General features: G+C 70.2%; 15 protein-coding genes and 2 pseudogenes. 9 read left to right on the forward strand and 8 right to left on the reverse strand.

The window, feature by feature from the left end; translation table 11 throughout:
- Position 1: 1 nt before the first annotated feature.
- Positions 2-520, reverse strand: coding sequence for a hypothetical protein (locus tag BEN78_16790; GenBank protein ASR44780.1), 519 nt, complete (start codon positions 518-520; stop codon positions 2-4).
- Between the two features lie 254 nt (positions 521-774).
- On the opposite strand from BEN78_16790, the gene BEN78_16795 reads away from it, so the two are divergent.
- The gene (locus tag BEN78_16795) at positions 775-1,353 is read left to right on the forward strand and encodes a septum formation protein Maf (protein ID ASR44781.1); all 579 of its coding nucleotides are present in this window, start codon (positions 775-777) and stop codon (positions 1,351-1,353) included.
- Positions 1,354-1,926: 573 nt separating this feature from the next.
- On the opposite strand, the gene BEN78_16800 is transcribed toward BEN78_16795, so the two are convergent.
- The 3 genes from BEN78_16800 to BEN78_16810 are packed head-to-tail and all read right to left on the reverse strand — an operon-like array spanning position 1,927 to position 7,479.
- Positions 1,927-3,261: a hypothetical protein gene (locus BEN78_16800; GenBank protein ASR44782.1), complete on the reverse strand. Its 1,335-nt coding sequence runs from the start codon at positions 3,259-3,261 to the stop codon at positions 1,927-1,929.
- A gap of 58 nt (positions 3,262-3,319) precedes the next feature.
- Positions 3,320-5,110, reverse strand: coding sequence for a hypothetical protein (locus BEN78_16805; protein ASR44783.1), 1,791 nt, complete (start codon positions 5,108-5,110; stop codon positions 3,320-3,322).
- A 29-nt stretch (positions 5,111-5,139) separates the two neighbouring features.
- Positions 5,140-7,479 (reverse strand): peptidase S9, encoded by a 2,340-nt coding sequence (locus BEN78_16810; protein ID ASR44784.1) that lies wholly within the window; start codon positions 7,477-7,479, stop codon positions 5,140-5,142.
- A gap of 325 nt (positions 7,480-7,804) precedes the next feature.
- Here BEN78_16810 and BEN78_16815 point away from each other — a divergent pair, with 325 nt between their 5' ends.
- Together BEN78_16815 and BEN78_16820 are read left to right on the forward strand one after the other, a co-directional pair.
- Positions 7,805-8,494, forward strand: a complete 690-nt coding sequence (locus tag BEN78_16815; GenBank protein ASR44785.1) for a hypothetical protein — start codon at positions 7,805-7,807, stop codon at positions 8,492-8,494.
- 265 nt (positions 8,495-8,759) lie between these two features.
- Positions 8,760-9,305 carry a hypothetical protein gene (locus BEN78_16820; protein ID ASR44786.1) on the forward strand — a complete coding sequence of 182 codons (546 nt, stop codon included), beginning with the start codon at positions 8,760-8,762 and terminating at the stop codon, positions 9,303-9,305.
- Here the strand turns inward: BEN78_16820 and BEN78_16825 are convergent.
- The 3 genes from BEN78_16825 to BEN78_16835 form a co-directional block, all read right to left on the reverse strand.
- On the reverse strand, positions 9,302-11,872 hold the full coding sequence (locus tag BEN78_16825) for an excinuclease ABC subunit A (GenBank protein ID ASR44787.1): 2,571 nt from the start codon (positions 11,870-11,872) through the stop codon (positions 9,302-9,304). The two genes, BEN78_16820 and BEN78_16825, sit on opposite strands and share 4 nt — an antisense overlap.
- 79 nt (positions 11,873-11,951) lie before the next feature.
- A complete protein-coding gene (locus tag BEN78_16830; GenBank protein ASR44788.1) occupies positions 11,952-13,088 on the reverse strand; it encodes an acyl-CoA desaturase in 1,137 nt (378 codons plus the stop codon).
- A 19-nt stretch (positions 13,089-13,107) separates the two neighbouring features.
- Positions 13,108-14,214, reverse strand: coding sequence for an oxidoreductase (locus BEN78_16835; protein ID ASR44789.1), 1,107 nt, complete (start codon positions 14,212-14,214; stop codon positions 13,108-13,110).
- Positions 14,215-14,348: 134 nt separating this feature from the next.
- Between BEN78_16835 and BEN78_16840 the strand changes: the two genes are divergently transcribed.
- The 6 genes and pseudogenes from BEN78_16840 to BEN78_16865 all read left to right on the forward strand — a co-directional run bounded on the left by BEN78_16840 (position 14,349) and on the right by BEN78_16865 (position 21,530).
- Complete coding sequence (locus BEN78_16840) at positions 14,349-15,020, forward strand: TetR family transcriptional regulator (GenBank protein ASR44790.1); 672 nt, start codon at positions 14,349-14,351, stop codon at positions 15,018-15,020.
- A 412-nt stretch (positions 15,021-15,432) separates the two neighbouring features.
- Positions 15,433-16,323, forward strand: a complete 891-nt coding sequence (locus BEN78_16845; GenBank protein ID ASR45209.1) for a hypothetical protein — start codon at positions 15,433-15,435, stop codon at positions 16,321-16,323.
- A 339-nt stretch (positions 16,324-16,662) separates the two neighbouring features.
- Positions 16,663-17,316, forward strand: coding sequence for an aldehyde dehydrogenase iron-sulfur subunit (locus tag BEN78_16850; GenBank protein ASR44791.1), 654 nt, complete (start codon positions 16,663-16,665; stop codon positions 17,314-17,316).
- Positions 17,313-18,270 (forward strand): annotated as a pseudogene (locus tag BEN78_16855) (molybdopterin dehydrogenase). Before BEN78_16850 ends, BEN78_16855 begins: the two are co-directional and overlap by 4 nt.
- A complete protein-coding gene (locus BEN78_16860) occupies positions 18,267-20,465 on the forward strand; it encodes a xanthine dehydrogenase (GenBank protein ASR44792.1) in 2,199 nt (732 codons plus the stop codon). Before BEN78_16855 ends, BEN78_16860 begins: the two are co-directional and overlap by 4 nt.
- Before the next feature lie 852 nt (positions 20,466-21,317).
- A complete protein-coding gene (locus tag BEN78_16865) occupies positions 21,318-21,530 on the forward strand; it encodes a hypothetical protein (GenBank protein ID ASR44793.1) in 213 nt (70 codons plus the stop codon).
- A 751-nt stretch (positions 21,531-22,281) separates the two neighbouring features.
- Here the strand turns inward: BEN78_16865 and BEN78_16870 are convergent.
- A pseudogene (locus tag BEN78_16870) lies at positions 22,282-23,492 on the reverse strand (hypothetical protein).
- Between the last annotated feature and the right edge of the window lie 677 nt (positions 23,493-24,169).

Consider the following 24,169-nt stretch of genomic DNA (forward strand, 5'->3'; position numbering starts at 1 on the left):
TTCAGTTGTTTCGTTCTTTCTTGAGATCCGCCAATGCCGCGAACGGATTGACGCGTGTTTCTTCTTCGGTCGACACCGGCCAATCGCGCTCGACCGTTTCCGACCCCGGGGCCGCCGGAATCAGCGGCACCGCGAGAATCAGCTCGTCCTCGACCAGCGTGGCCGGCGACAACATGCCGTCCTCGGGGACCAGCAGCGCTTCGTAGTCCGGCAGCAGCCCGGCCTCGTCCGCCTCGTCGCGGATCAGACCCAACCGCTGCACCGTCCCGACCGGCAACACGAACCGCTGCAGGCTGCGCTGACACATCAGCGGCAGCATCGCGTCGATCCGCAGTTCCGCATACGGGATCTGCAGCGCGTCGCGACCGAACTCGATCGAGCAGACGACATCGTCGGCCTCGGTATCGGCCAGGACGTCGCGCAGACGCGACATCGACGACAACGGAACCTTGGCTTCCAGACGGCTTCCGGCCGCGACCAGACGCCAAGCATCGACCAACTCGGGCATTTGCGCGGACATAAGCCGCTGAATGTTAAAGACGTGCCGAGAGCCTGTCAAATACGCCATCGCCCCGGAATCGTCTTCGACCGCCCGGCGATGCTGCCGTTATCGTTCGACACGGGCCGATCGCACTGCGGGCGCCGGCCGATGGGTCGGTATTGTAGCGGCGCGGGCGGCCACTCCGCGATCGCCCACCCATTCAGGCGATGATGACGGCGCACGCCGCGCCTCTCCGCTCCACCCGCCCTGCCCCCTGCTGCACAGGACCCACGATGCCCGCGCCCCTGATCCTCGGTTCCACCTCCCCCTACCGCCGCGACCTGCTCGCCCGCCTGCGCCTGCCCTTCGAATGCCGGCGCCCCGAGGTGTCCGAGACGCCAGCCCCGGGCGAGGACGCGCAGGCGCTGGCGACACGCCTGGCGCTGGCCAAGGCGGTCGACGTGGCGACCCATGCACCGGACGCCTGGGTCATCGGCTCCGACCAGGTCGCCGCGCTCGATGGCGCGCCGCTGGGCAAGCCCGGCGACCGCAACGGCGCCATCGTCCAGTTGTCGGCGATGGCCGGCCGCACCGTGGTGTTCCATACCGCGGTCGCCCTGGTCCGCAATGGCGAGCCGGCACGCCAGGCCCTCGATCGCACGCAGGTGCGCTTCCGCACCCTCGACCGGGCGACGATCGAGCGCTACGTCGACGCCGAACAGCCCTTCGACTGCGCCGGCAGCTTCAAATGCGAAGGTCTGGGCATCGCCCTGTTCGAGGCGATCACCAGCGACGACCCGACCGCACTGGTCGGCCTGCCGCTGATCGAGACCGCCCGCCTGCTGCGCGAGGCGGGCTACGCGGTGCCTTGAGGATCCTGCGCGGAGCCGTGCCCCCACCCGGCGCGCAATGCGCGCCGACCTCCCCCGCAACGCGGAGGAGGTGACCCTACCGCAAAGCGCCGCTCGCCCTACGAGGCAACGCTCCCCGCGAGGCAGCGCCCTCCCCAATCGCCAGCAACACTCCCTCCCGCTCGCGCGCGCGGACCTTGGACCCTTCCCCCATCGAACGGTCGATCCTCCCTCCCTCCCGCGAGCGAGCGAGGGCAACGAGCCGCGCCCCGGCGAAATCTCGCTGCTTCCTCCCGCGCGCGCGAGCGAGCGAGGTCTCTGGAGCGACTTGGGGGCGCATTCCTGCCTCCCTCCCGCGCGCGCGAAGGGGCTTCGACTCTTTGGGATTCTTTCTGCGGAACCTCCCTTCCCCGCGCGCGGGGAGGGTTGAGGATTCGCCCGCCTCGAACGTGGATGGAAATCTCCCTCCCCCGCACGCGGGGGAGGGTTGGGGTGGGGCGAACGCCCACGCCGATGCCTCACCCTGCCCGCGTGCGGGGCATTGCGCCCTTTACGGGTGCAGGCTGAGGCGGGGGCAGACGCCTCGCGAATACCTCAACCCGCGCGTGACGCGCCTGCGTCATCGGCCGGCGGCTCCCAGCCGAACACGCTGCGTCCGCCATAAGTGTGCGAGGCGGCGCGCTCCTGGGCCAGGAAGGCCGCCAATGACGGACCGCCCGCGGTCGCTTCCAGCGCGCGCGACTGCGCATCGAGCCGACGGATCGCCGCCAACCGGTCGTCGTTGCCGAGCTTGGCGCGCGTCACCGCGGTGCGCATCACCTCGATCGTGCGGTCCAGCACCTGCGTGGGCACCGGATACGGGTGTCGGTCCTTGCCCCCGTGTGCCAGCGAGAACCGCGCCGGATCGCTGAACCGGCACGGCGTGCCGTGCACGACCTCGGCCACCAGCGCGAGCGCACGCACTGTCCGCGCGCCCACCCCAGGCACCTGCAGCAGCTCGGTGAAATCGCGCGGCCCACACTCGGCGGCCGCGGCCAGCGCGCCATGCAGCCGCCGCAGCACGACATCGCCACTGCGTACGTCGTGATGATCGGGCAGACTCAGGTGCGGCTGCAGCGGGGCCGCGTCACCACCGATGGGCGCGAACAGATCGCCGGTCGTGCCCGGCGTCGGCTGCGTCGATGTCGCAGGCCGAACACGTGCCGGCGCCGCACCCGCCGCCCGTTCCAGCTGCCCGAATTCCTGCACCAGTCGCGCCGGCGCCATCTCCTGCAGCAGTGCGACCTGCGATGCGCGCGAGGCGGCGGCGCGCCGATCGGCGAGATTGACGATCCGCCCCTGCCCCGGCCCGTCGATCGCCGCATGCGGCGCATCGACGAAGCTCTCCAGGCCCTCGGACAGCCAGTGGTAGCGACGCGCCTGTCCACGCCCGCCGTGCATGCCCTGCTGGATCACGACCCACTGGCCATCGTCGGCGACGATGAAGCCGTGCAGATAGAGATCGAAGCCGTCCTGCACCGCCGCGCTGTCGACCTTGGCGACCAGCCGACTGGTGCGCGCCAGCGCCGCGCCATCGAGTCCGTTGCGTGCGCCGACCGCCAGCAGTTCATCGGGGGTGGCCCGGGAATGCCGCCCACGCCCGCCGCAGACATGCAGGCCGAGTTCGCCCGACAACGGCGCCAGCCCGCGCTTGAGCGCGCCGACCACGCTGGTGGTGATGCCCGACGAGTGCCAGTCCATGCCCATCACCGCGCCGAAGGCCTGGAACCAGAACGGATGCGCCAGCCGGCGCAGCAGCTCGGCACGCCCGTACTCGAGCACGATGGCCTCGCACAGCACCGCCCCCAGCCGGGTCATGCGCTGACCCAGCCACGCGGGCACGCGCCCGCCATGCAGGGGAAGATCGGCGCTGCCGGTGCGTCGCGACATGCGCACAGCCTGCCGCGGCGATGTCTCAAACCGTGAGACCGCGCGCCTGCGCCGTCGGTCAGCCTTGCGCGGCCGGCTTCGCCTTCTCTTCCGCGATGAAGCGGCGCACCTCCGTCTCGAGCACCGGCAGCGGCACCGAGCCCAGATTCAGGATCGTGTCGTGGAATGGGCGCTGGTCGAACGCGGGCCCGAGTTCGCGCTCGGCCTCGGCGCGCAGGTCGAGCAGGGTCTTGTAGCCGATGTAGTACGACAGCGCCTGGCCCGGCCAGGAGATGTAGCGGTCGACCTCGGTCACGACATCGTGCTTGGCGAGCGCGGTGTGGCTGGCGAGGTAATCGATCGCCTGCTCGCGCGTCCAACCGTATTCGTGCAGGCCGGTGTCGATCACCAGCCGCGCCGCGCGCCACATCTCGAACGTGAGCCGCCCGAACTCTTCGTACGGCGTCTCGTACAGGCCCATGCGCGTGCCCAGCCACTCGGTGTACAGCCCCCAGCCCTCGCCGTAGCCGGAGAAGTAGGTCTGCTGACGGAAATCCGGACGTGCCGGCGCCTCGAGCGCGAGCGCGGCCTGGAAGCTGTGGCCCGGCGCGCACTCATGCAGCACCAGCGCCGGCAGGTTGTACAGCGGCCGCGACGGCAGGTCGTAGGTGTTGAAGAAGCAGGCCTCCAGCCCGCCACGACCGGAGGTGTAGATCGGCGCGATGTCGTCGGCCACCGGCAGGATGGTGAAGCGGTAGCGCGGCAGCGTGCCGACGACGTACTGCAGTTGGCCGTCGATCTTCTTGGCGATCAGTGACGCCTCGGCCAGCAGCCCGCGCGGCGTGGTCGCGTAGAACTGCGGATCGGTGCGCAGGAACTCGATGAACTGCGCCAAGGTGCCGGTGAAGCCGGCGCGCTGCTTGACCTGCTCCATCTCGGTGGTGATCCGCGCGACCTCGGCCAGGCCCAGGTCGTGGATCTGCCGCGGGTCCATGTCGCGGGTCACGTACTCGCGGATCTGCGCGCGATAGAACGCGCGGCCGTCGGGGAGATTGCTGGCGGCGAGCGTGGTGCGCGTGCGCGGCAGGTACTCGCCGCGGATGAAGCCCAGCAGCTTGGAGTACGCCGGGATCGCGCGTTCCAGCACCACGCGCCTGCCCTCGTCGCGCAGTTGCGTGCGCACCGGCTCGGGGATGCTCGCGGGAATGCGCTCGAAGGTCGCCAGCAGCGGATTGCCCTCACCCGTCTGCACATAGGGATCGAGCGTGTTGTCGCGGCCGTCCAACGTCGCCCGCGGCACGCTCCAGCCCCGCGCCAGGCCGCGCTCCATGTTCGCGATCTGCTCGTCGAAGTACCGCGGCACGTCCGCCAGCCGGCCGATGAACCGGCGCCAGTCGGCCTCGGTCTGGAACGGCTGGCGCGGATTGATGCCACCCCAGAAGAAGCTGTCGCTGTTGAACGGCGCCTCGTAGGTGCGCCACTGCGCATTGGCGACGTTGGCTTGAAGGGTGGCGCGGAACACCGCGGCATTGATGCGCTCCTCGCTGCCGAGCGCCTTGGCGTCGATGGCATCGAGCCCGGCCAGCGTCCGGGTCCAGTAGTCGGCGCGGCGCGCCCAGGCCTCGGGGGTCACCGACGGCAGCCGGTCGCCGGATTGCCAGCGCCCGTCGACTTTCACGCGCACGAACTCCTGCTGTCGCCACGCCCACTCCTGCGTGTAGAGCGCGCGCAAGGCGGTTTCTGCGGCATTGGCTGGCGCGGCCAGCGGAGCGGCGGGCGCGTCCTGCGCCCATGCCGGCACGGCGGCGCCGACCGCAAGCGAGAGCGACAGGGCGAGGACGGACAGCGTCGTGCGACGGCGCGGCGGCATGGACATGGGGCAACTCCTGGACAACGGATTCATGGGGCGGCGGCCGCAACGCGGTTCCAGCGCGGCGGTGCGGCGCCGAGCAGGTGGCGGACGAAGAACTCGGCCTGGCGGCGGTGCGCGTAGTCGATCGGCCCGCTGGACCGGCCGACGGTATGGCCGCCGCCAGGAATCGCGAGCAGTTCGAAATCCTTGCCGGCGCGGATCAGCGCGTCGGCGACCTGCATCGTCGAGGCCGGGTCGACGTTGTCGTCCTGCTCGCCGAGGATCAGCAGCAACTCGCCCTGCAGGCGGTGCGCATTGTCGACGCCGGACGCGCGCGCGTAGTGATCGCCCTCGCCTTCGGGCAGGCCCATCCACTGCTCGTTCCAGCTGATCTTGTCCATGCGGTTGTCGTAGCAGCCGTTCCAGGCCACACCGACCTTGTAGAACTCGGGATGGAACAGCAGCGCGCCGAGCGTGCTCTGGCCGCCGGCCGAGGCGCCGTAGATGCCCACGCGTGAAATGTCGTAGGCCGGATCGACGGCGGCCAGCGCGCGGTGCCAGGCGATGCGGTCCGGGAAGCCCGAGTCGCCCAGGTTGCGCCACGCCACGTCGTGGAAAGCTTTGCCCCGATGCGCCGTGCCCATGCCGTCGATCTGCACGACGATGAAGCCCAGATCCGCCAGCGCCTGCATGCCGATCGGCTTGTCGCCACCCGAGTGATAGCCGAACGGCCAGAACGTCTTGGGCACGAATGCATCGTGCGGACCGGCGTAGATGTTCTCGATCACCGGGTAGCGCCGCGCCGGATCGTAGTCGCGCGGGCGCACGACCAGCCCCCAGATGTCGGTGACACCGTCGCGGCCCTTGGCGACGAATGGCTCGGGCGGCCGCCAGCCGGCCGCGCGCAGCGCTGTGATGTCGCCGCGCGCGATCTCCGCGACCAGGTGGCCGTCGGCGCGGCGCAGTTCCATCACCGGCGGCAGATCCACCCGCGAGTACACGTCGACGTAGTACGCGCCATCGGGCGACAGTGCGATGTCGTGGTCGGCGTCCGCGTCGGTCAAGCGCACCGGGTCGCCACCGTCGAGGCCGACGCGGAACAGTTGCCGGAAGTACGGATCGCGCCCGGCGTCCATGCCGCTGGCGGTGAACCAGACCTCGCGCTTGGCCTCGTCGACACGCAGCACGTCGCGCACGACCCAGTCGCCGCGGGTGAGTTGCTGGCGGATCGCACCACTGCGGCCGTCGAACAGGTACAGGTGACGCCAGCCGTCGCGCTCCGATACCCAGACGATCTCCTCGCCCAGCCCGTCGACCTCGTGGCGGAACCCGCGCCAGGTGTCGACGAACGTGGCGCCGGGCTCGGCGATCGCGACCCGGGCAATCGCCGCGCCATCGCCGGGCGGCATGTCGACCGCGATCACGTCCACGCGCTGGTGACCGCGATGCACGACCTCGAACGCGAAGCTGCCGCTGTCGCGACGCCACTGGATCGGCGAGAGCCGGTAGGGGTTGGCGAACGCCGAGGCGTCGATCTCCAACTGCCGGCCTTGCGCGATATTGAACAGCACCGGCCGCTCGATATCGACCCGGTCGCCGGGTTTGGGATAGAGCTGGGTGTGCACCCGCGGCTGGCGCTGGTCGCGCGGCGCGGTCTCCACCCGCACGACCTCGCGGCGATCGCCCGGCACGACGCGATAGACCGCCAACCAGCGCGAATCGGGCGACCAAGCCAGCGTCTGCGGATCGTCGAACGCCGCCGCACTCCCGCCGCTGCCACGCAGCACCACCTGGCCATCGGCGACCCGGCGCACGACGACGTTGTCGCCTTCGACCTGGGCCTCGTAACGGCCGTCGGGCGATGGTCGCGGCGTCGTGTCGGCGGCCACTGTGAGGTCGCGCACCACGCCGAATGCGCGCGGACGACCCAGGCGCGCTGGCTTCGGCGCGCAGTGCGCGGGCTGCAGCGTGCAGCCCCAGCGCACGTCGCCGACCTGGAACGCGATCGCGCGACCGCCTGCCTCGTAGTCGAACGCGTCGAATGGCAGGTGCAGTGGATCATGGCGCGTGCCGTCGGCGCGACCCAACGCGGTCGCGATCGCGTCGTGGTCGAACGCGCGGCGCGCCCCGCCGCCGGCGAGGTCGTAGCGCAGGAACGCGAAGCCGCCCTCGACCGTCGCGCGGTAATGGAAGCGCCCGTCGTCGGTCCAGCGCGCCGGCCAGGTCACATTGCGCGTCAAGCCGCTCCACTGCGCGCGCAGTGCCAGCGCGCGCGCGTAGTCGTCGGCATCCGGCCCGGCCGCCATCACGATCGCCGGGAGCGCCAGCAGCGCCGCCACACCCCACGCGGCCAGCCGCCCCGCGCTCCCCTTGTCCGGTCGTGCCATCGTCCCCGTCGCTGCAGCGGCCCGATCGGCCGGTCGATGCTTGTGCCACAGCCAGGCAGGATCGGGCAACCGCCAGGCTAGGGTCCACCCCAATGCCCCGATCGGGCCGCGCGCGCTAGCCTTCCACCTGCTGACGATCGCCGAGGTCCACGATGCACATTGCCGCCCCCGACGCCCTCAGGGCCACCTTTCTGCCGCCGACGCTCGACCCCAAGTCTTCGCCCAAAGCCGAGACCCCGAGCAGACCCCGTTCGTCCGCGGCGAAGACGACCGGCACACCGTCGATCCCAACGACATCCAGCAGGACGGCTACGGCAGCTGCGCGGTGCTGTCCACGCTGCACACCATCGCCCAGCACGACCCCTCGGTCATCCAGAACATGATCCAGGACAATGGCGATGGCACTTACACAGTGACGTTCCAGGAGAAGGTCGAGATCCTCGGCTTCGCCTTCTTCAAGCCGGTCGAGGTGACCGTCAGCGGTCCGTTCACCGGCGGCGCGGCGAATCCGGCGGACGTGGGCGCCAACGGCGAGGAAGTCTGGCCGGCCATCATCGAGGCCGCCTACGCCCAGCAGTACAAGGACGGCGACCTCACCTACGAAACCGGGGTCATGCCAGCCGACGTGATGGAACACATTCTTGGTGCGAAAGCGCAGACCGCCGGCACGGACGAGGTCTCGGCCGAGCAGATGCGCGGACGCCTCGCCGATGGCGAGGCGACCGTCGCCTGGACCCCGAGCTTCAAGGACGGGGACGGCAACTGGCTGCCGGAGATCACCGAAGAACAACAGGCGTTGATCGAGCACTACGGCATTGCCGGCGGGCACGCCTACGCGGTCAGCGAGGTCATTCCCGCGGGCACGTCCTATGTGGATCCCACGACCGGTGAGTCAGTCGTCGCCAGCGAGGACGTGGTCGTGCTCGACAATCCCTGGGGCAGTTCCGACGTAATCATGCCGTACTCGGGCTATCAGGAGGTCTACGGCTGGGTCAGCAGCGCGGCGACCGAGTAACGGCGACATCCTCCGCCTCCGCGACCTTGCCAGCGCGATGCGCACGTCGATACTGGTCTCCGGTCGCGACTGCAGATACCGGAACCGCGATCGCGGGCCGGTGCGGTAGCATCGGCCCATGCGATCGTTCCCGCGCCACCACACGCATGTCCGGCCTGTCCGCCCGGGGCCGCTGCTTGCCAGTGTGATGGCGCTTGGCATCGCGGCCGGGTGCACGGCTCCTACGCCGTCGTCGGCGTCCACTTCTGCTTCTTCCGGGGCTCCCATGCAAGACGATGTCCTCCAGATCCGCCAGGGTGCCGCCTCGACGTGGCAGGGCCAACGGCTCGGTTACGTCGGCGCCGACGGACGCGGCGGCGCCCTGCTTGATGTCTGGAGCGAGGCCGAGCCGGCCTGGTCGGTGCACCACCGCCTGCAGCCAGATGCAATCCTGCCCGCCGGCGGCCGATTCCTGCGGGTGTCGGAGATCCGTCACGGCGAACCCGGCGGCTGGATCGCCCTGTCGCCGGCGAGCGACACAGGTGCAATCGCACCCGTGCCACCCGAGCACGCGGTCCTGCCGCTGCATGGCAGCCTGGACATCGGATCGACCCGCCTGGAACTGGTAGCTCCCCCGGAGGCGAAGATCGCCCATGTCCGGCGCTGGCCCAAGCTGCAACCGCTGGCGAGGACGCCGGCCGACCAGATCGAGGCCCTCGAACTGCGCGCCGGCGATACGCTGACCGTCGGCAACCGCACCTTGCGTGTGGAACGTATCCAGTCCGACGCCGGCGAGATCGGCGCGTTCGTGGCGTTCTCGATCTCGCCTTAGTTGCGCGGCGGCTCGGGCGTCTGCACGTCAGACTGACGGCGTACGACCTCACCCATCCCCTCGCGCAGGAACGGCGCGGTCCGGCTGTTGCGATGCTTGGCGACGGCCGCCGGCGTCCCGGCCACGACCACATGGCCGCCCGCCGCGCCCGCACCCGGCCCCATATCGACGACCCAGTCGCTGGCAGCCGCCACGCGCATGTCGTGCTCGACGACGATCACCGTGTTGCCCGCGTCGACCAGCCCGTGCAGTTGCGTCATCAAGGTGTCGACATCGCTCGGGTGCAGGCCGGTCGTCGGCTCGTCGAGCACATAGACGGTGCCGCGCCGCTGCGCGCGTTGCAGCTCGCTGGCCAGCTTGATGCGCTGGGCCTCGCCGCCCGACAGCTCGGTCGCCGGCTGACCCAGCCGCAGATACCCCAGACCAACTTCGAGCAGCACCTGCAGCGGTCGCGCGATCGCGGCGTCGTCCTCGAAGAACGCCGCGGCTTCGGCGACAGTCATGCCCAGTACGTCGGCGATGGTCTTGCCGCGCAGCGTGATCGTCAGCGTCTTCGCATCGAAGCGGCTGCCGTGGCAGGTCGGGCATGGCGCGTAGACGCTGGGCATGAACAGCAGCTCCACGCTGACGAAGCCCTCGCCCTCGCAGGTCGCGCAGCGCCCCTTGGCGACGTTGAAGGAGAAATGCCCGGCATCGAACCGGCGACGGCGTGCAGCCGGCGTGTCGGCGAAGCGCTTGCGCACGTGGTCGAACAGGCCGGTGTAGGTCGCCAGGTTCGAGCGCGGCGTGCGCCCGATCGGCTTCTGGTCCACGCGCACAAGCCGGCGCACCGCGTCGAGTCCGCCGACGATACGGCCCTCGACGGGCGTCTCGACGCCGCGTTCGAGCGGATCGAGCGGCGCCTCGTCGGCATCGGCGGCCTGGCCCAGGTGCGCGCCGAGCAATTCGACCAGCGCCTGGCTCACCAGCGACGACTTGCCCGAGCCGCTGACGCCGGTCACCGTCGTGAACACGCCCAGCGGCAGGTCGACATCGAGTCCGCGCACGTTGTTGCGCACGATGTCGCGCAGTTGCAGCCAGCCGGCCGGCGCGCGCAGGCGGCTGGCCGCGGGGGCGTGCCCGGCGAACAGATAGCGCCGCGTCGACGAGGCCTCGACGTCCGCCAGGCCTGCCGGCGGTCCGCTGTAGAGCACCCGGCCGCCCTGCTCGCCCGCGGCCGGCCCCACGTCGACGATCCAGTCGGCATGGCGGATCACATCGATCTCGTGCTCGACCACGAACAGCGAATTGCCGGCGCTTTTGAGCTGGTCGAGCGCGCGCAGCAGCGCCTGCGCATCGGCCGGATGCAGGCCGGCCGAGGGCTCATCCATCACGTAGACCACGCCGAACAGCTGCGAGCGGATCTGCGTGCCCAGGCGCAAGCGCTGCAACTCACCCGGCGACAGCGTCGGTGTGCTGCGCGCGAGCGTCAGATAGCCCAGCCCCAGGTCCTGCAGCACCGCAATGCGGGCCAGCAGGTCCTGTGCGATGCGCTGCGCGGCCAGCGCCTGCTCCGGATGCGCGCGGGCATGGGTCTCGCCGGCCGCGGCCGGGGCCAGCAGGCCGGCGAGTTCGTCGAGCGGGCGCTGCGAGAATGCGGCGATATCGAGCCCGGCGAAGGTCACCGACAGCGCCTCGCGGCGCAGTCGCTTGCCGTCGCACTCCGGGCAGTCGGCGCCGATCAGGTACTGCGCCGCGCGCTTCTTCTGTTGCGGGCTCTGGGTGTTGGCAAAGGTGTGCAGCACGTGTCGCCGCGCACTGGTGAAGGTGCCCATGTAGCTGGGCTCCATCTTTTTCTTCAGCGCACGCTGCACCTCGTCCAGGCCGAAGCCGGCATACACCGGCACCACCGGCTGCTCGTCGGTGAACAGAATCCAGTCGCGGGTCTTCTTCGGCAGCTTCGACCACGGGACGTCGACGTCGATGCCGAGTGTGGTCAGGATGTCGCGCTGGTTCTGACCGTGCCAGGCGCCCGGCCACGCCGCGACCGCACGCTCGCGGATCGTCAGGCTGCGATCGGGCACCATCGACGCCTCGGTCGCGTCGTAGATCCGGCCCAGCCCGTGACAGGTCGGGCAGGCGCCGGCCGGCGTATTGGGCGAGAACCCGTCGGCGTAGATGATCGATTGCCCCGGTGGGTAGTCGCCGGCGCGCGAGTACAGCATGCGCAGCGAGTTGGAGATCGTCGTCAGGCTGCCCACCGACGAGCGCGCGGTCGGCGTGCCGCGCGCCTGTTGCAGCGCCACCGCCGGCGGCAGGCCCTCGATCGCATCGACCTGCGGCACGCCCGCCTGGTCGATCAACCGGCGCGCATAGGGCGAAATCGAATCGAGATAACGGCGCTGCGCCTCGGCAAACAGCGTGCCGAAGGCCAGCGACGACTTGCCCGAGCCCGACACACCGGTGAACACCACCAGCGCATCGCGCGGGATGTCGACATCGATGTCCTTGAGGTTGTGCTCGCGCGCGCCACGCACGCGCACGCAGTGCGCGGGACCGGGCGGCATCGACGACGGCGACTTGGGCATGGGGCGGCCTGACAAGCGGAAGCGGCCGGCATTATCGGCCCGCCGCCGTGTCGGCCGCGTGCGGTCGCGTCTTTGCCCCTCAGGCCTGCTGCGGGGCGCCGACGCGCGGCGCCGGCGCGCGGCGCGGCCGGCTCGGGAAGGCATGCCGCACGATCCGCCAGGTCACCTGGCCGAACTGCCGCAGCAGCGATCCGGTGTTGTAAGGCTGGCCGTAGCGCGCACAAATCTCGCGCACCTCGACCGCCATTGCGCCATAGCGGTGCGCCGGCACGTCGGGATAAAAGTGATGCTCGATCTGGTGGCTCAGGTTGCCGGTCAGCAGGTGCATCAGCCGGCCACCGCCGATGTTCGACGAGCCGCGCAACTGGCGCAGGTACCAGTGGCCGCGGGTCTCCTGGCGCAGGCAGTCCTTCGGGAACACCTCGGCATCGGCGGTGAAGTGGCCGCAGAAGATCACCACGAACGTCCAGATGTTGCGCAGGCCGTTGGCGACCAGGTTGCCCAGCAGCACCGGCAGGAAGAACGGCCCGGCCAGCGCCGGGAACAGCACGTAGTCCTTGAGCAACTGCCGGCCCATCTTGCGGCCAACCGGCGCGAAATCGCGCGCGAGCTTGCCCTTGGGCATCTTGCCAGCGAACCAGCGACCGACCTTCAGTTCCTGGATCGCCACACCCCACTGGAAGTACAGCGCGAACACCGGCGCGATCAGCGGCTGCAGCAGGTAGAACGGCTTCCAGCGCTGCTCGGGAAAGATCCGCAGCAGGCCGTAACCGATGTCGTCGTCCATGCCGCGCACATTGGTGTACGTGTGATGGCGGTAGTTGTGCGAATGCCGCCAGTTGTCGCCGGTCGCGACGATGTCCCACTCGTACCGCTGGCCCTCGAGCTGCGGATCGCCCATGAAGTCGTACTGGCCGTGCATCACGTTGTGCCCGACCTCCATGTTCTCCAGGATCTTGGCCAGCGCCAGCAACAGCACGCCCAGCGGCCACGCCGCCCACAGCACCCACGGCACGAACGCGCCGGCGACCGCACCGAGCATCAACAGCGCGCGACCGGCCAGGCCCGTCCAGCGCACCGCAGCAACGATCCGACGGATGTAGTCGGCATCGACCTTGCCCACCTGCGCCATCGTGCGCGTGTGCAGCGCATCGAGTTCGGCGCCGAAGGCTTCGAGTTCCTGCGCGCCCAATCGGCGGGCGGTGGTCTTGGACATCAGGGAGCTCCGCAAATTTCTACAGATCGAGAACGAGATCGGTGACCGCGCTGCTGACACACAGCTTCAGCGCAGCCGAGGGCTCGCCGTGGACGTGACCGGTGCGCAGGTCGCGCGCAGCGCCTGCGGCCTTACCGCAGGCGCAGGTGTTGCAGATGCCCATGCGGCAGCCCGACCGGGGCTTGAGCCCCTCGGCTTCGAGGGCGGCAAGCAGGTTGGTGCCGCGCGGCAGTACAAGCGCGCGTCCGCTGCGCGCCAACTGCACCGACACCGTGCCGGCATCGTCGACCGGCGGGCTTGGCGGCGGTGTAAAGGCTTCGCTACGCAACAGCGGCACGCGCCCGTCGAGCAGCGTCTGCGCGGTGGCGACAAAGCCGCCGGGCCCGCAGGCATAGACCTGGCGCTGCGCAAGATCGGGCACCAGCGTGTCCAACAACGCAGCATCGATGCGGCCCGCCGTTTCGTCGTCGGCCGCTGGCACTTCGCCCGTCAGGAGGAAGCGCACGTCGAATCCGGCATGGCGTGCGGCCAAGGTCCTGAGTTCCGCGACGAAACAGGCCTGCGCGCGATGACGCACCCAGTACAACAGCGTGACCGGCACCGGCATGTCCTGCGCGGCGAGTTGCCGGATCAGCGCCATCATCGGCGTGATCCCGCTGCCGGCCGCCAGCAGCAGCCAACTGCCCTGCGGCACCTCGGACAGCACCAGGTCGCCGAAGCCCGGACCAATATCGAACACGTCGCCACGCCGTGCGCGCTCGAGCAGATGCCCGCTGACGCGGCCGCCCTCGACCTGCTTGACCGTGATCGTCAGCCGGCCATCGGCCGCGACCGGCGCATCGAGGCTGTAGCTGCGCGTGATGCGCACGCCGTCGATCTCGACGCCGAGATTCACGTGCTGGCCCGGCTGCGCCCCCGTCCAGTGGCGATTGGGCTGCAAGGTCAGCGTGACCGCTCCGTCGGCGGCCGGCACCCGGCCGACGACCCGTGCAAGCGGCCGCTCCCAGGTCCACGTGGGATGCAGCCGGCGGGCCCAAAAGTCGAACACCGGGGGTGCGACGAAGGGCGCGGCAAGCCGACGAAGCGGGCTGCGCGGGCGGGAGACAAGCGGGGAGACGGCGGACATGGCGCGACTGTACAGGCATCCGCACAGGCGTGTATACAGTTGTGCATTAATTGTTCAGCGCGCCGTCTCCCGCGGTCAGGCGGACGTTCCGGCTGCACTGTTATGCTGGTCGCCCGCTTCACCTGGCTTCCCCTTTGACCGTCACCGCTCCCGCGCCCGCCGGCGATCCCGCCGCTCAGGACGGTCAACCCGGCCGCAAGCCGACCATCGTCCGCGATGACCTGATCGCCGCAACGCTGCGCCTGATCGGTCCGCACCGCAGCGTTTCGACGCTGAGCCTGCGCGAAGTCGCGCGCGAAGCCGGCATCGCCCCGAATAGCTTCTATCGCCAGTTCCACGACATGGACGAACTGGCCGTCGCGCTGATCGACCAGGCCGGCGAATCCCTGCGCCGCATCGTCGGCGACGCCCGCAAGCGCGCGGTCTCGGGCCGCAGCATCGTCCGCGGTTCGCTGGAGGCGTTCATGGAACGCCTGCGCGCAGACGACAAACTGCTGCATGTGTTGCTGCGCGAAGGCACTGTGGGCTCGGACGCGTTCAAGCGCGCGGTGGATCGGCAATTGCATTTCTTCGAGGACGAACTGCGCGCCGATCTGGTGCGCATCGCCGCCGCGCAAGGCGCGGCCTTCCACGAACCCGCGCTGGTGGCCCGGGCGATCACCCGCCTGGTGTTCGCGCTGGGCGGCACCGCGCTCGACTCTCCGCCCGAACGCGACGACGCCCTGGTCGACGATCTCGCGAAGATGATCCGCATGCTGCTGCGTGGCGCCGCCGCCGTCGGCGCCGATCGCGCGCACCGCGGCTAGCGCGCGCGCAGAGCCCTGCCCCCACCCGCCGCAAGCGCGGTGACCTCCCCGCAGGCGGGGGAGGTGATCTGCGCGCGGCGGTGTTTTTGCTCCTTCCCCGCTTGCGGGGGAAGGTTGGGATGGGGGCCGCCTTGCCCGAAGCGCTCAACCAGCCACCCGCACCACCTACAACCCTCCTTCACACCCGCTGATAGACGCTGGCTGCTCCTTCGCTTCTGTCCGGTATCACGCTCCGCTGCCGGCGCTCCCGATCCCGATGGCCGCAGTCGCTCCCCTGCTCCGCACGTCGCCGATGCCGACCGTACCGGCATCGACGCCACGTCCGCAGGCGCCGCCCTCCCGCTTTGCGGACGGCGACCCCGGCGCGGTGCTGCGGGCAGCGCGCGATGCGCTGGCGGCAGGGACGCGCCCGGTGCTGGCGATCGTTGTCGAGACCGAGGGCTCGACCTATGCCGCGCCTGGCACGCTCGCGCTGTTCGGCGAGGCTCTGCAGCACGGCTGGATCAGCGGCGGGTGTCTGGAACCCGAGATCGCGCGCTTGGCGATGGAGGCCGCGGACGGCAAACGCATCGGCTGGCTGGAGATCGACACCACCGACGATGGTGCGCTGTTCCTGGGCTCGGCCGTGGGCTGTCGCGGCCGCCAGCTGATCGCCTTGTTGCCGCTCGCTGCGCTAGACGACATCGACACCGCAGTGCAGGCCTGGCTCGCCGAACACCAGGACCTGACGATCACGCTCGATCGCGAAGGCGCCATCGACTGGCGCATCGGCGCACGCCGATGGCATTGGCGCCTGCCCAGCGGGCCGGTGCCGCCCTCCGAAGTGGACCTCTGGCCAATCAGCGTGCGACGCATGCCGTTCGCGCTCGTACTCGGCACCGGGCCGGAAACGCCGGTACTCGTGCCCATGCTGCGCACGCTGGGCTGGCGTGTGGTCATCGCCGAGGCCCGCCCCGCCTGGCGCGCCCGCGTCGCGCCGGACATCGACGTGATCGAGGTCCCCCCCACCGCCGCGATCACCGCCCACGCCGATGCCGACGTCGCGCTGGTCATGCACCACGGCTTCGAGGCCGACCGCGATGCACTCGAAGCACTGGCGGCCTCACACATTCCCTTCATCGGCCTGCTCGGGCCCGAGCGTCGGCGTCGCGACCTGTTCAAGTTGCTGCGCGCTCAAGATCGCGACGCGCTCGCCGAGCGCCTGCAGTCGCCGGTCGGTGTTCCCGGCTGCGGCCGCGGCGCGGCGGCGATTGCGTTGAGCATCGCCACGCAACTGCAGCTCTGGCGCGGCGCACACGCGTAGGCGCCCACAATTGCATGTCACGGTCGCGGTCTACACGCGCCGAATCAACGCCCGCGAGCATGCAGGCCCCTGTGCAGCTGAGATCGGTGGCGGTCGCGACCGGTGGCCCCCCACCGCCAGCACGCCGCAAGTCCGCAGATCGCATCTGCTTGCGGCGAATGAATAGGCATGCCGCGCACGCCGATCAACAACCCGCTGCATTCTTGATCCCCTCGACACGCCACGACCGGCACGCTCGCTGTGCATCTCGTTCACGTGCGCACGCCGCGCGCGCATCTTCCGCCCCACACCAATCCCCGCCAGCCCGTGCCCCCGGTCGCCAGCCAGAAGGATTCCGCCATGTCCCCGCTCTCCCGCCGCGAGCTGCTCAAAGCAGGCGCGGCCTCGGCCGGCGCTGTCGCCGCGCCCGGCATCGCCCAGGCCGCCACCGCCTCCGTGACCGCCGCGCCGCCCCGCCCACCCGTCATGCAGCGCGTCACGCTCGAGGTCAACGGCCGACGCATTGAGCGCGAGGTCGACACCCGCACCACACTGCTCGACCTGCTGCGCGAGCACCTGCAGCTCACCGGCACCAAGAAGGGCTGCGACCACGGCCAGTGCGGCGCGTGTACCGCGATCGTCGATGGCCGCCGCATCAATACCTGCCTGACACTGGCGGTGATGAACACCGGCGCCAAGGTCACCACGATCGAAGGCCTCGGCACGCCCGAGCGGCTGCATCCGATGCAGGCCGCCTTCGTCAAGCACGACGGTTACCAATGCGGCTATTGCACGCCTGGGCAGATCTGCTCGGCGGTGGCGGTGCTCGACGAAGTGCGCGACGGCATTCCGAGCCATGTCACCGGCGACCTCACCGCGCGTCCCGCACTCAACCCCGACGAGATCCGCGAGCGCATGAGCGGCAACCTTTGCCGCTGCGGTGCCTACGCCAACATCCTCGACGCGATCGAGGATGTGGCCGGCAGCCGTCGCGCAACGGAGGCTGGCGCATGAAGGCCTTTGACTACACGCGTGCCACCTCCCGGCCGAGGCCGCGGCAGCCGCTGCCCGCGCGCCGGGCGCGAAGTTCATCGCCGGCGGGACCAACCTGCTCGACCTGATGAAGCTCGAGATCGAGACCCCCGCGCAGCTGATCGACGTCAATGGCCTGGCACTGGACACCATCGACGCGACACCCGATGGCGGCCTGCGCATCGGCGCGCTGGTGCGCAACACCGATCTTGCCGCCGATGCCCGTGTGCGCCGCGACTATCCGGTACTGTCGCGCGCCCTGCTCGCCGGCGCGTCCGGCCAGTTGCGCAACCGCGCCACCACCGCCGGCAACCTGCTGCAGCGCACACGCTGCCCCTACTTCTACGACACCGCGCAGCCGTGCAACAAGCGCCTGCCCGGCAGCGGCTGCGGCGCGCTCGACGGCTACAGCCGGCAGCTCGCGGTCATCGGCGGCAGCCGCGCCTGCATCGCGACCCATCCCAGCGACATGGCGGTCGCGATGCGCGCACTCGATGCGGCGGTGGAGACCGTCCAGCCCGACGGACGCGAACGTCGCATCGCGCTCGCCGATCTGTATCTCGCACCCGGCGACACACCGCAGCGCGAGACCGCGCTTGCCCCGGCGAACTGATCACCGCGGTCGTGCTGCCACCGCCAGTCGGCGGCCGCCAGCTCTACCGCAAGGTCCGAGACCGCGCCTCGTACGCCTTCGCGCTGGTGTCGGTCGCGGCGATCGTGCACGACGATGGCCGCGGCCGCATCGCCGTGGGCGGCGTCGCGCACACGCCCTGGCGCAGCGACGCCGCCGATGCCGAACTGTCCAACGGCGCGACCGCCGTCGCTGCGCGCCTGTTCGAGGGCGCCACGCCCACCGACGACAACCGTTTCAAGCTCACGCTCGCCCAGCGCACGATCGCGGCCGTGCTCGTCGACGCACAGGAGACCCGCGCATGAAATTCGACACCCCTGCCGGCCCCAACCCGATCGACCGCCTGCGTGTGGTCGGCCAGCCGCTCGACCGCATCGACGGCCCACACAAGGTCACCGGCACCGCCCCCTATGCCTACGAATGGCACGACGTCACCGAACGCGCCGCTTATGGCCACGTCGTCGGCGCGGGCATTGCCAAGGGCCGCATCGCCGCGCTCGACACCTCGGCCGCAGAACGCGCGCCGGGCGTGCTGGCAGTCGTCACTGCGCGCAACGCCGGCGAGCTCGGCAAGGGCAAGATGAACACCGCGACCTTGCTCGGCGGCCCGGCGATCGAGCACTACCACCAAGCCATCGCGCTGGTCGTCGCCGAGACCTTCGAGCAGGCGCGCGCCGCAGCCGCACTGGTCCGCGTGACCTATGCGCGCGAGCCCGGTCGCTTCTCGCTGCATGCCGAGAAGGACCGCGCCATCAAGCCGGAGGGCGACACGCCGGCCGACACAGCGGTCGGCGACTTCGACAGCGCATTTGCATCGGCCGAGGTCACGCTCGACGCGACCTACACCACGCCCGACCAGTCGCACGCGATGATGGAACCGATGGCCTCGCTCGCGGCCTGGGACGGCGACCACGTGACGATCTGGACGTCGAACCAGATGATCGCCTGGAGCCGCGGCGACGTCGCCCGCACGCTCGGGCTTGCGCCGGAGAAGGTGCGTCTGGTCTCGCCGTACATCGGCGGCGGCTTCGGCGGCAAGCTGTTCGTGCGCGCCGACGCCATCCTCGCCGCACTCGGTGCACGCGCGGCCAAGCGCCCGGTCAAGGTCGCCCTGCACCGCCCGCTGATCGCCAACAACACCACGCACCGCCCGGCAACCGAGCAACGCATTCGCATTGGCGCGCGCCGCGACGGTCGCATCACCGCGATCGGCCACGAGAGCTGGTCAGGCAACCTGCCCGGCGGCGACCCGGAGGTCGCGATCCAGCAGACCCGCCTGCTCTACGCCGGCGAACACCGCATGACCAGGATGCGGCTGGCCACGCTCGACCTGCCGGAGGGCAACGCGATGCGTGCGCCGGGCGAGACGCCTGGGCTGATGGCGCTGGAAATCGCCATGGACGAAATGGCCGAGAAGCTCGGCATGGACCCGGTAGAGTTCCGCATTCGCAATGACACCCAGGTCGATCCCGAGAAGCCCGAGCGGCCGTTCTCGCAGCGCCAGCTCGTCGAATGCCTGCGCCAGGGCGCCGAGCGCTTCGGCTGGCATCGCCGTGCCGCGCATGGCAGCGTCCGCGATGGCCGCTGGCTCGTCGGCCTCGGCATGGCCGCCGGCTTCCGCAATGCGCCGGTCACCAAGTCCGGCGCCCGTGCGCGCCTGCAGCCCGACGGCCGGGTCACGGTCGAAACCGACATGACCGACATCGGTACCGGCAGCTACACGATCATTGCGCAGACCGCTGCCGAAACGATGGGGCTGCCGATCGACCAGATCGAGGTCAAGCTTGGCGATTCCGCCTTCCCCGCTTCCGCCGGTTCCGGCGGCCAATGGGGCGCCAACAGCGCGACCGCCGGCGTCTATGCCGCCTGCATGAAATTGCGCGAAGTCATCGCGACCCGGCTCGACCTCGATCCGGCGACCGCAGAGTTCGTCGACGGCGAAGTGCGCGGCGGCGGACGTGCAATGAAGCTTGCCGAGGTGGCCGGCGACGGCCAGATCGTCGTCGAAGATGCGATCGAGTTTGGCGACCTCGACAAGCGCAAACAGCTGTCCACGTTCGCTGCGCACTTCTGCGAAGTCGGTGTTGACGCGCTGACTGGCGAAACCCGCGTGCGCCGCATGCTCGCCGTGTGCGCCGCCGGCCGCATCCTCAACCCGAAGCAGGCACGCAGCCAGGTCATCGGCGCGATGACGATGGGCATCGGCGCCGCTTTGTCGGAAGAACTGGCCGTCGACGAGCGCCTCGGCTTCTTCGTCAATCACGACCTTGCCGGCTACGAAGTCCCCGTGCATGCCGACGTGCCCGAGCAGGAGGTCGTGTTCCTGGATGAAGCCGACGCCGACAGCTCCCCGATGAAGGCCAAGGGCGTCGGCGAACTGGGCCTGTGCGGCGTCAGTGCCGCGATCGCCAACGCCATCCACAACGCCACCGGCGTGCGCGTGCGCGATTACCCGATCACGCTCGACAAGCTGCTGCCCGGTTTGCCGGACGTCGCCTGATATCGTCCGATCGCAGGCCTGGCGCTTCGCATCGAAACGCACGAGGCGACAACCTCGTCTCGTGCGTTTCGGTGACTTCAATGCGGACGATGACCCCAATGTGCGCGTCGACCGCAAGAACCCGAGTGTCGCGTCCGACGCGATGTTGTCGCGAACGCAATGTCGCGGGTCGCAACGTGTCGCTTTCGCAGGTGTGCTGCGCGCACCAACGGCGATCGAAGCGGTGCGTCGCAGACGCGCTCGGCGTCATCCGCCCGCCAGTCCCCGCCTGCACGCCCGGCAGTGCATCGTCGTTATCCGGCGCATCCGGATCATCGAGATCGCCGACCTCGCGGTCGATGCCTGTCTTCGGATCGCGCGGTGGGGTGCGCGTGGTGTCGTCGTCCTGCGGCGCGCCGCCGCCCTGCGTCTTGCCGGCTTGCGTGGTCATGGCGTTGTCCCGATGGGTAGAGCCTCGAGGCTAGGACGGCACGCGTGAAGGCCATTGCGGAAGACGCACCGTGCTGATCCTCCCATCGGCATCTCCTGCACCGGTCATGGCTCGAGCCCTCGTACCTGCGAACCCGCCCCACCCGGTGCCCACGGCACCGACCTCCCCGCACGCGGGGGAGGTAACCGCCCGGGCCCCTCTTTTTCTCCTTCCATCGCCTGTTTCCTTCCCCGCGCGGTGGGGTGCCACCACGCGAGCGGCTGCTTGTCTCCTTCCCCGTGCACGGGGCATTGCGCCCTTCACGGTGGAAGGTTGGGATGGGGCAGCCGTTCGCGAAAACGCTCTGGCCGCCACGTTCACCCCGCATCCGCTACACCTGTCCCTCCGCACGGACCGCGCCGATGACGACGCCTTCCCCTGCGATGCCACCGCCCGATGCCATCGCCAAGACCATGTCCGAGACCTGCGTCGACAAGGCCCATCGGCCGCTCGGCGCGATAATCGGCCTGGGCATCCTGGCTGGCGCCTACATCGGCTTCGGCAGCCTGATGGCCGCGTTGCTTGGCGCCGGCACCGAGGACCTGCCCTACGGCCCGCGCAACTTGCGATCGGCACCGGCTTCGCGCTCGGCCTGATCCTGGTGCTGCTGGCCGGCGCCGAACTGTTCACCGGCAATACGCTGATGACCTTGCCGCTCGCCCAGCGCCGCCTCAGTCCGAGACGTCTGCTGCGTGCCTGGAGCGTGGTCTGGCTGGCCAACCTCGTCGGCGCGCTCGCGCTGGTGCTGCTGGCGATCGCCGCCGGCCTGCCTGCGGCGGCGACGGCACCGTCGCGGCGTCGGCAATCGAGCTCGCCGCGACCAAGACCGCGAAATCCCCGGTCACCATCCTTGCCAGCGGCGTCCTCGCCAACATCCTGGTCTGCCTGGCCGTGTGGATGGCGGTCGGCGCCAAGACGCGGTCGACAAGGTCGCGGTGATCGTGCCGCCGATCGCAGCGTTCGTCGCGCTCGGCTAGAGCATTCCATCGCCAACATGTCATTGCTGCCGCTCGGCCTGCTGGCGCGTCCGCCAGCGGCATCGTGCCGCCTGCCGAGCTGTCCTGGGCCAGCGCCGGCGCCAACCTGCTGTGGGCGACACTGGGCAACATCCTCGGCGGCGCTTGTGTCGGGTTCGGCTATTGGGCGATCCACCTGCGACGCGGCTAACGACCGCGCACGTGCCAACGCTTGCGGCGATTGAGCATGCTATTCACCGCACGCGATGCGGTGATAGACGCGCGCTTCGCACCTCGGACACGAAACCCGGCAAAACCACACCCAGCCAGGTGCGGGATTAAGCGCACGCACCAGCACGCTGAAACGCGCTGTTGGCGCATCGGTGCCCAATCAGCGACGGGCACGGCATGGGCGATGGCATCGCCTGCTGGCGCTACTCGCCGCATACACCGCATCGCGGACCTCGCGCGGCAGTGCGCGGACATGCCTTCGAACGCGGTGTTGGTCAGCAGCACGACGGTCAGGCCGTTGGCCGGATCGACGAACCAGGTGTGGCCGTATACCCCGCCCCACTGCAGCGTGCCGGGCGCCTGCCGGGTGGCGGCGGCAACTGGATCGACGAGCACCGCGCCCGTAGCCGAAGCCCAGCCCGGCCCCTGCGTGGCTGCAGCTGTGCCTACGTGGTCGCGCCTCGCCTGGGCGATGGTGGCCGCCTGCAGGAACGCCGGCCCGCGACCATGGAACACCTCGAGCGCGCGCACGACATCGTCGGCCGTGCCGAGCATGCCCGCACCGCCGATGCGAAGGCCTGCGCATCGAACGCACGCTCGGGATCGAAGCGCAGCGACACGCCAGCCCGGGGGCAGCGGCATGTCCATCGCACCGGTCATCCGCGCGGCACCGGAACGCCATCGACGTAGGGCACCGCGACCCGATCCAACGGCGGCACCCAGAACGCCGTGTCCGTCATGCCGAGCGGTCCGGTGACGAGGTCGGCCACCGCGCGCGGCAGATCGGTGCCGTGCGCCTGGGCGACGACCTCGCCGAGCACGTCGATCGCCAGTGAGTACCGCAGCCGGTGCCCGGTGCGAACGCGAGCGGCGCGTCGGCGATCCGCTGCACGTTTGCGCCAGCGTCAGCGTTGTGCGGTCGAGTCCATCCGACACGCCGAGCCGGTGATACGGCCCATCGGCGGCTGCGCGCCGGATTGCCGAGCCCTGCGCTGTGCGTGAGCAGGTGATGCACGGTGATCGTCGGCACGCGGCGTCCGCCAGCGCGGGGCGGAACGCCGGAATCCAGCGCGTGACCGGGTCGTCCAGCCGCAACCGGCCCTGATCGACGAGGCGCAGCGCCGCCAAGGTCACGATCGGCTTGGTGACCGAGGCCAGGCGAAACACTGCGTCGTCGGGCATCGGGCGGCCAGCCTCGCGGTCGATCTGGCCCACCGCCCGCCGGTACACCGTGCGTCCATCACGCTCGACCTGCAGCACCGCACCGACGATCCGCTGCTCCTGCACCGCGGTATCGAGCACGGCGTCGAGCCGCGCTGCCAGCGCGGGCGCCGGTGGCGTGGTCTGTTCAGGGCCGGTGGCGATGGACAACGCGAGCAAGGCGGACAAGGCGGTCATGGCGACTCTCGGGGGCGGGGGCACACACTGTCCTGCCGGCGACACGCCGGAAACAGCGGATCGGGCTTCACCGGGCTGTAAGTTCTGCTTCATGTCCAAGCACGAAACCCTCGCCGGCCTGACCGCATTCCGCAGCGTCGCGCGGTTGGGCAGCTTCACCCGCGCGGCCGATGCCGCGGGCGTCAGCCGTCGGCGGTGTCCCAGGGCGTGCGCGCGCTCGAGGCCCGGCTCGGTGTGCGGCTCCTGCACCGCAGCCGCGCCGGGTCACGCTGACCGAGGCCGGGCGCGCGTTTCTCGAACAGATCGACGCCCCGCTCGACCGCATCGACATCGCGATGCAGCAGGCACGCGCCGGCAGTGGCCAGCCAGCGGGCTGCTGCGAATCAATCTCTCGCGATTGGCCGCCGACCTGCTGGTGGTGCCGCGGTTGCCCGACTTCCTGGCCGCTATCCCGACATCCAGGTCGAGCTGTTCACCGACGACACCCTGTCCGACCTCGTGGCGGGCGCTTCGATGCCGGCATCCGGCTCGGCCAGTCGCTCGCCCAGGATGTCGTCGCCGGCCCATCGGCGGTGCGCAGCAACGCATCGTCGTCGGCACACCGGACTATCTGCGCCGGCATGGCGTGCCGGCCGCCCCTGGCGACCTGG

Origin of the sequence: Xanthomonas citri pv. mangiferaeindicae, assembly GCA_002240395.1 — a bacterium.
Lineage (GTDB): Bacteria > Pseudomonadota > Gammaproteobacteria > Xanthomonadales > Xanthomonadaceae > Luteimonas > Luteimonas citri_A.

Excerpts from the sequence above, each read along its gene's own strand:
- BEN78_16835 (ASR44789.1), bottom strand. The coding sequence starts at position 14,214 with ATGTCCGCCGTCTCCCCGCTTGTCTCCCGCCCGCGCAGCCCGCTTCGT.
- BEN78_16810 (ASR44784.1), bottom strand. The coding sequence starts at position 7,479 with ATGGCACGACCGGACAAGGGGAGCGCGGGGCGGCTGGCCGCGTGGGGT.
- BEN78_16860 (ASR44792.1), top strand. The coding sequence starts at position 18,267 with ATGAAATTCGACACCCCTGCCGGCCCCAACCCGATCGACCGCCTGCGT.
- BEN78_16820 (ASR44786.1), top strand. The coding sequence starts at position 8,760 with ATGCAAGACGATGTCCTCCAGATCCGCCAGGGTGCCGCCTCGACGTGG.
- BEN78_16830 (ASR44788.1), bottom strand. The coding sequence starts at position 13,088 with ATGTCCAAGACCACCGCCCGCCGATTGGGCGCGCAGGAACTCGAAGCC.
- BEN78_16850 (ASR44791.1), top strand. The coding sequence starts at position 16,663 with ATGTCCCCGCTCTCCCGCCGCGAGCTGCTCAAAGCAGGCGCGGCCTCG.
- BEN78_16805 (ASR44783.1), bottom strand. The coding sequence starts at position 5,110 with ATGCCGCCGCGCCGTCGCACGACGCTGTCCGTCCTCGCCCTGTCGCTC.
- BEN78_16790 (ASR44780.1), bottom strand. The coding sequence starts at position 520 with ATGTCCGCGCAAATGCCCGAGTTGGTCGATGCTTGGCGTCTGGTCGCG.
- BEN78_16865 (ASR44793.1), top strand. The coding sequence starts at position 21,318 with ATGCCACCGCCCGATGCCATCGCCAAGACCATGTCCGAGACCTGCGTC.
- BEN78_16825 (ASR44787.1), bottom strand. The coding sequence starts at position 11,872 with ATGCCCAAGTCGCCGTCGTCGATGCCGCCCGGTCCCGCGCACTGCGTG.
- BEN78_16800 (ASR44782.1), bottom strand. The coding sequence starts at position 3,261 with ATGTCGCGACGCACCGGCAGCGCCGATCTTCCCCTGCATGGCGGGCGC.
- BEN78_16795 (ASR44781.1), top strand. The coding sequence starts at position 775 with ATGCCCGCGCCCCTGATCCTCGGTTCCACCTCCCCCTACCGCCGCGAC.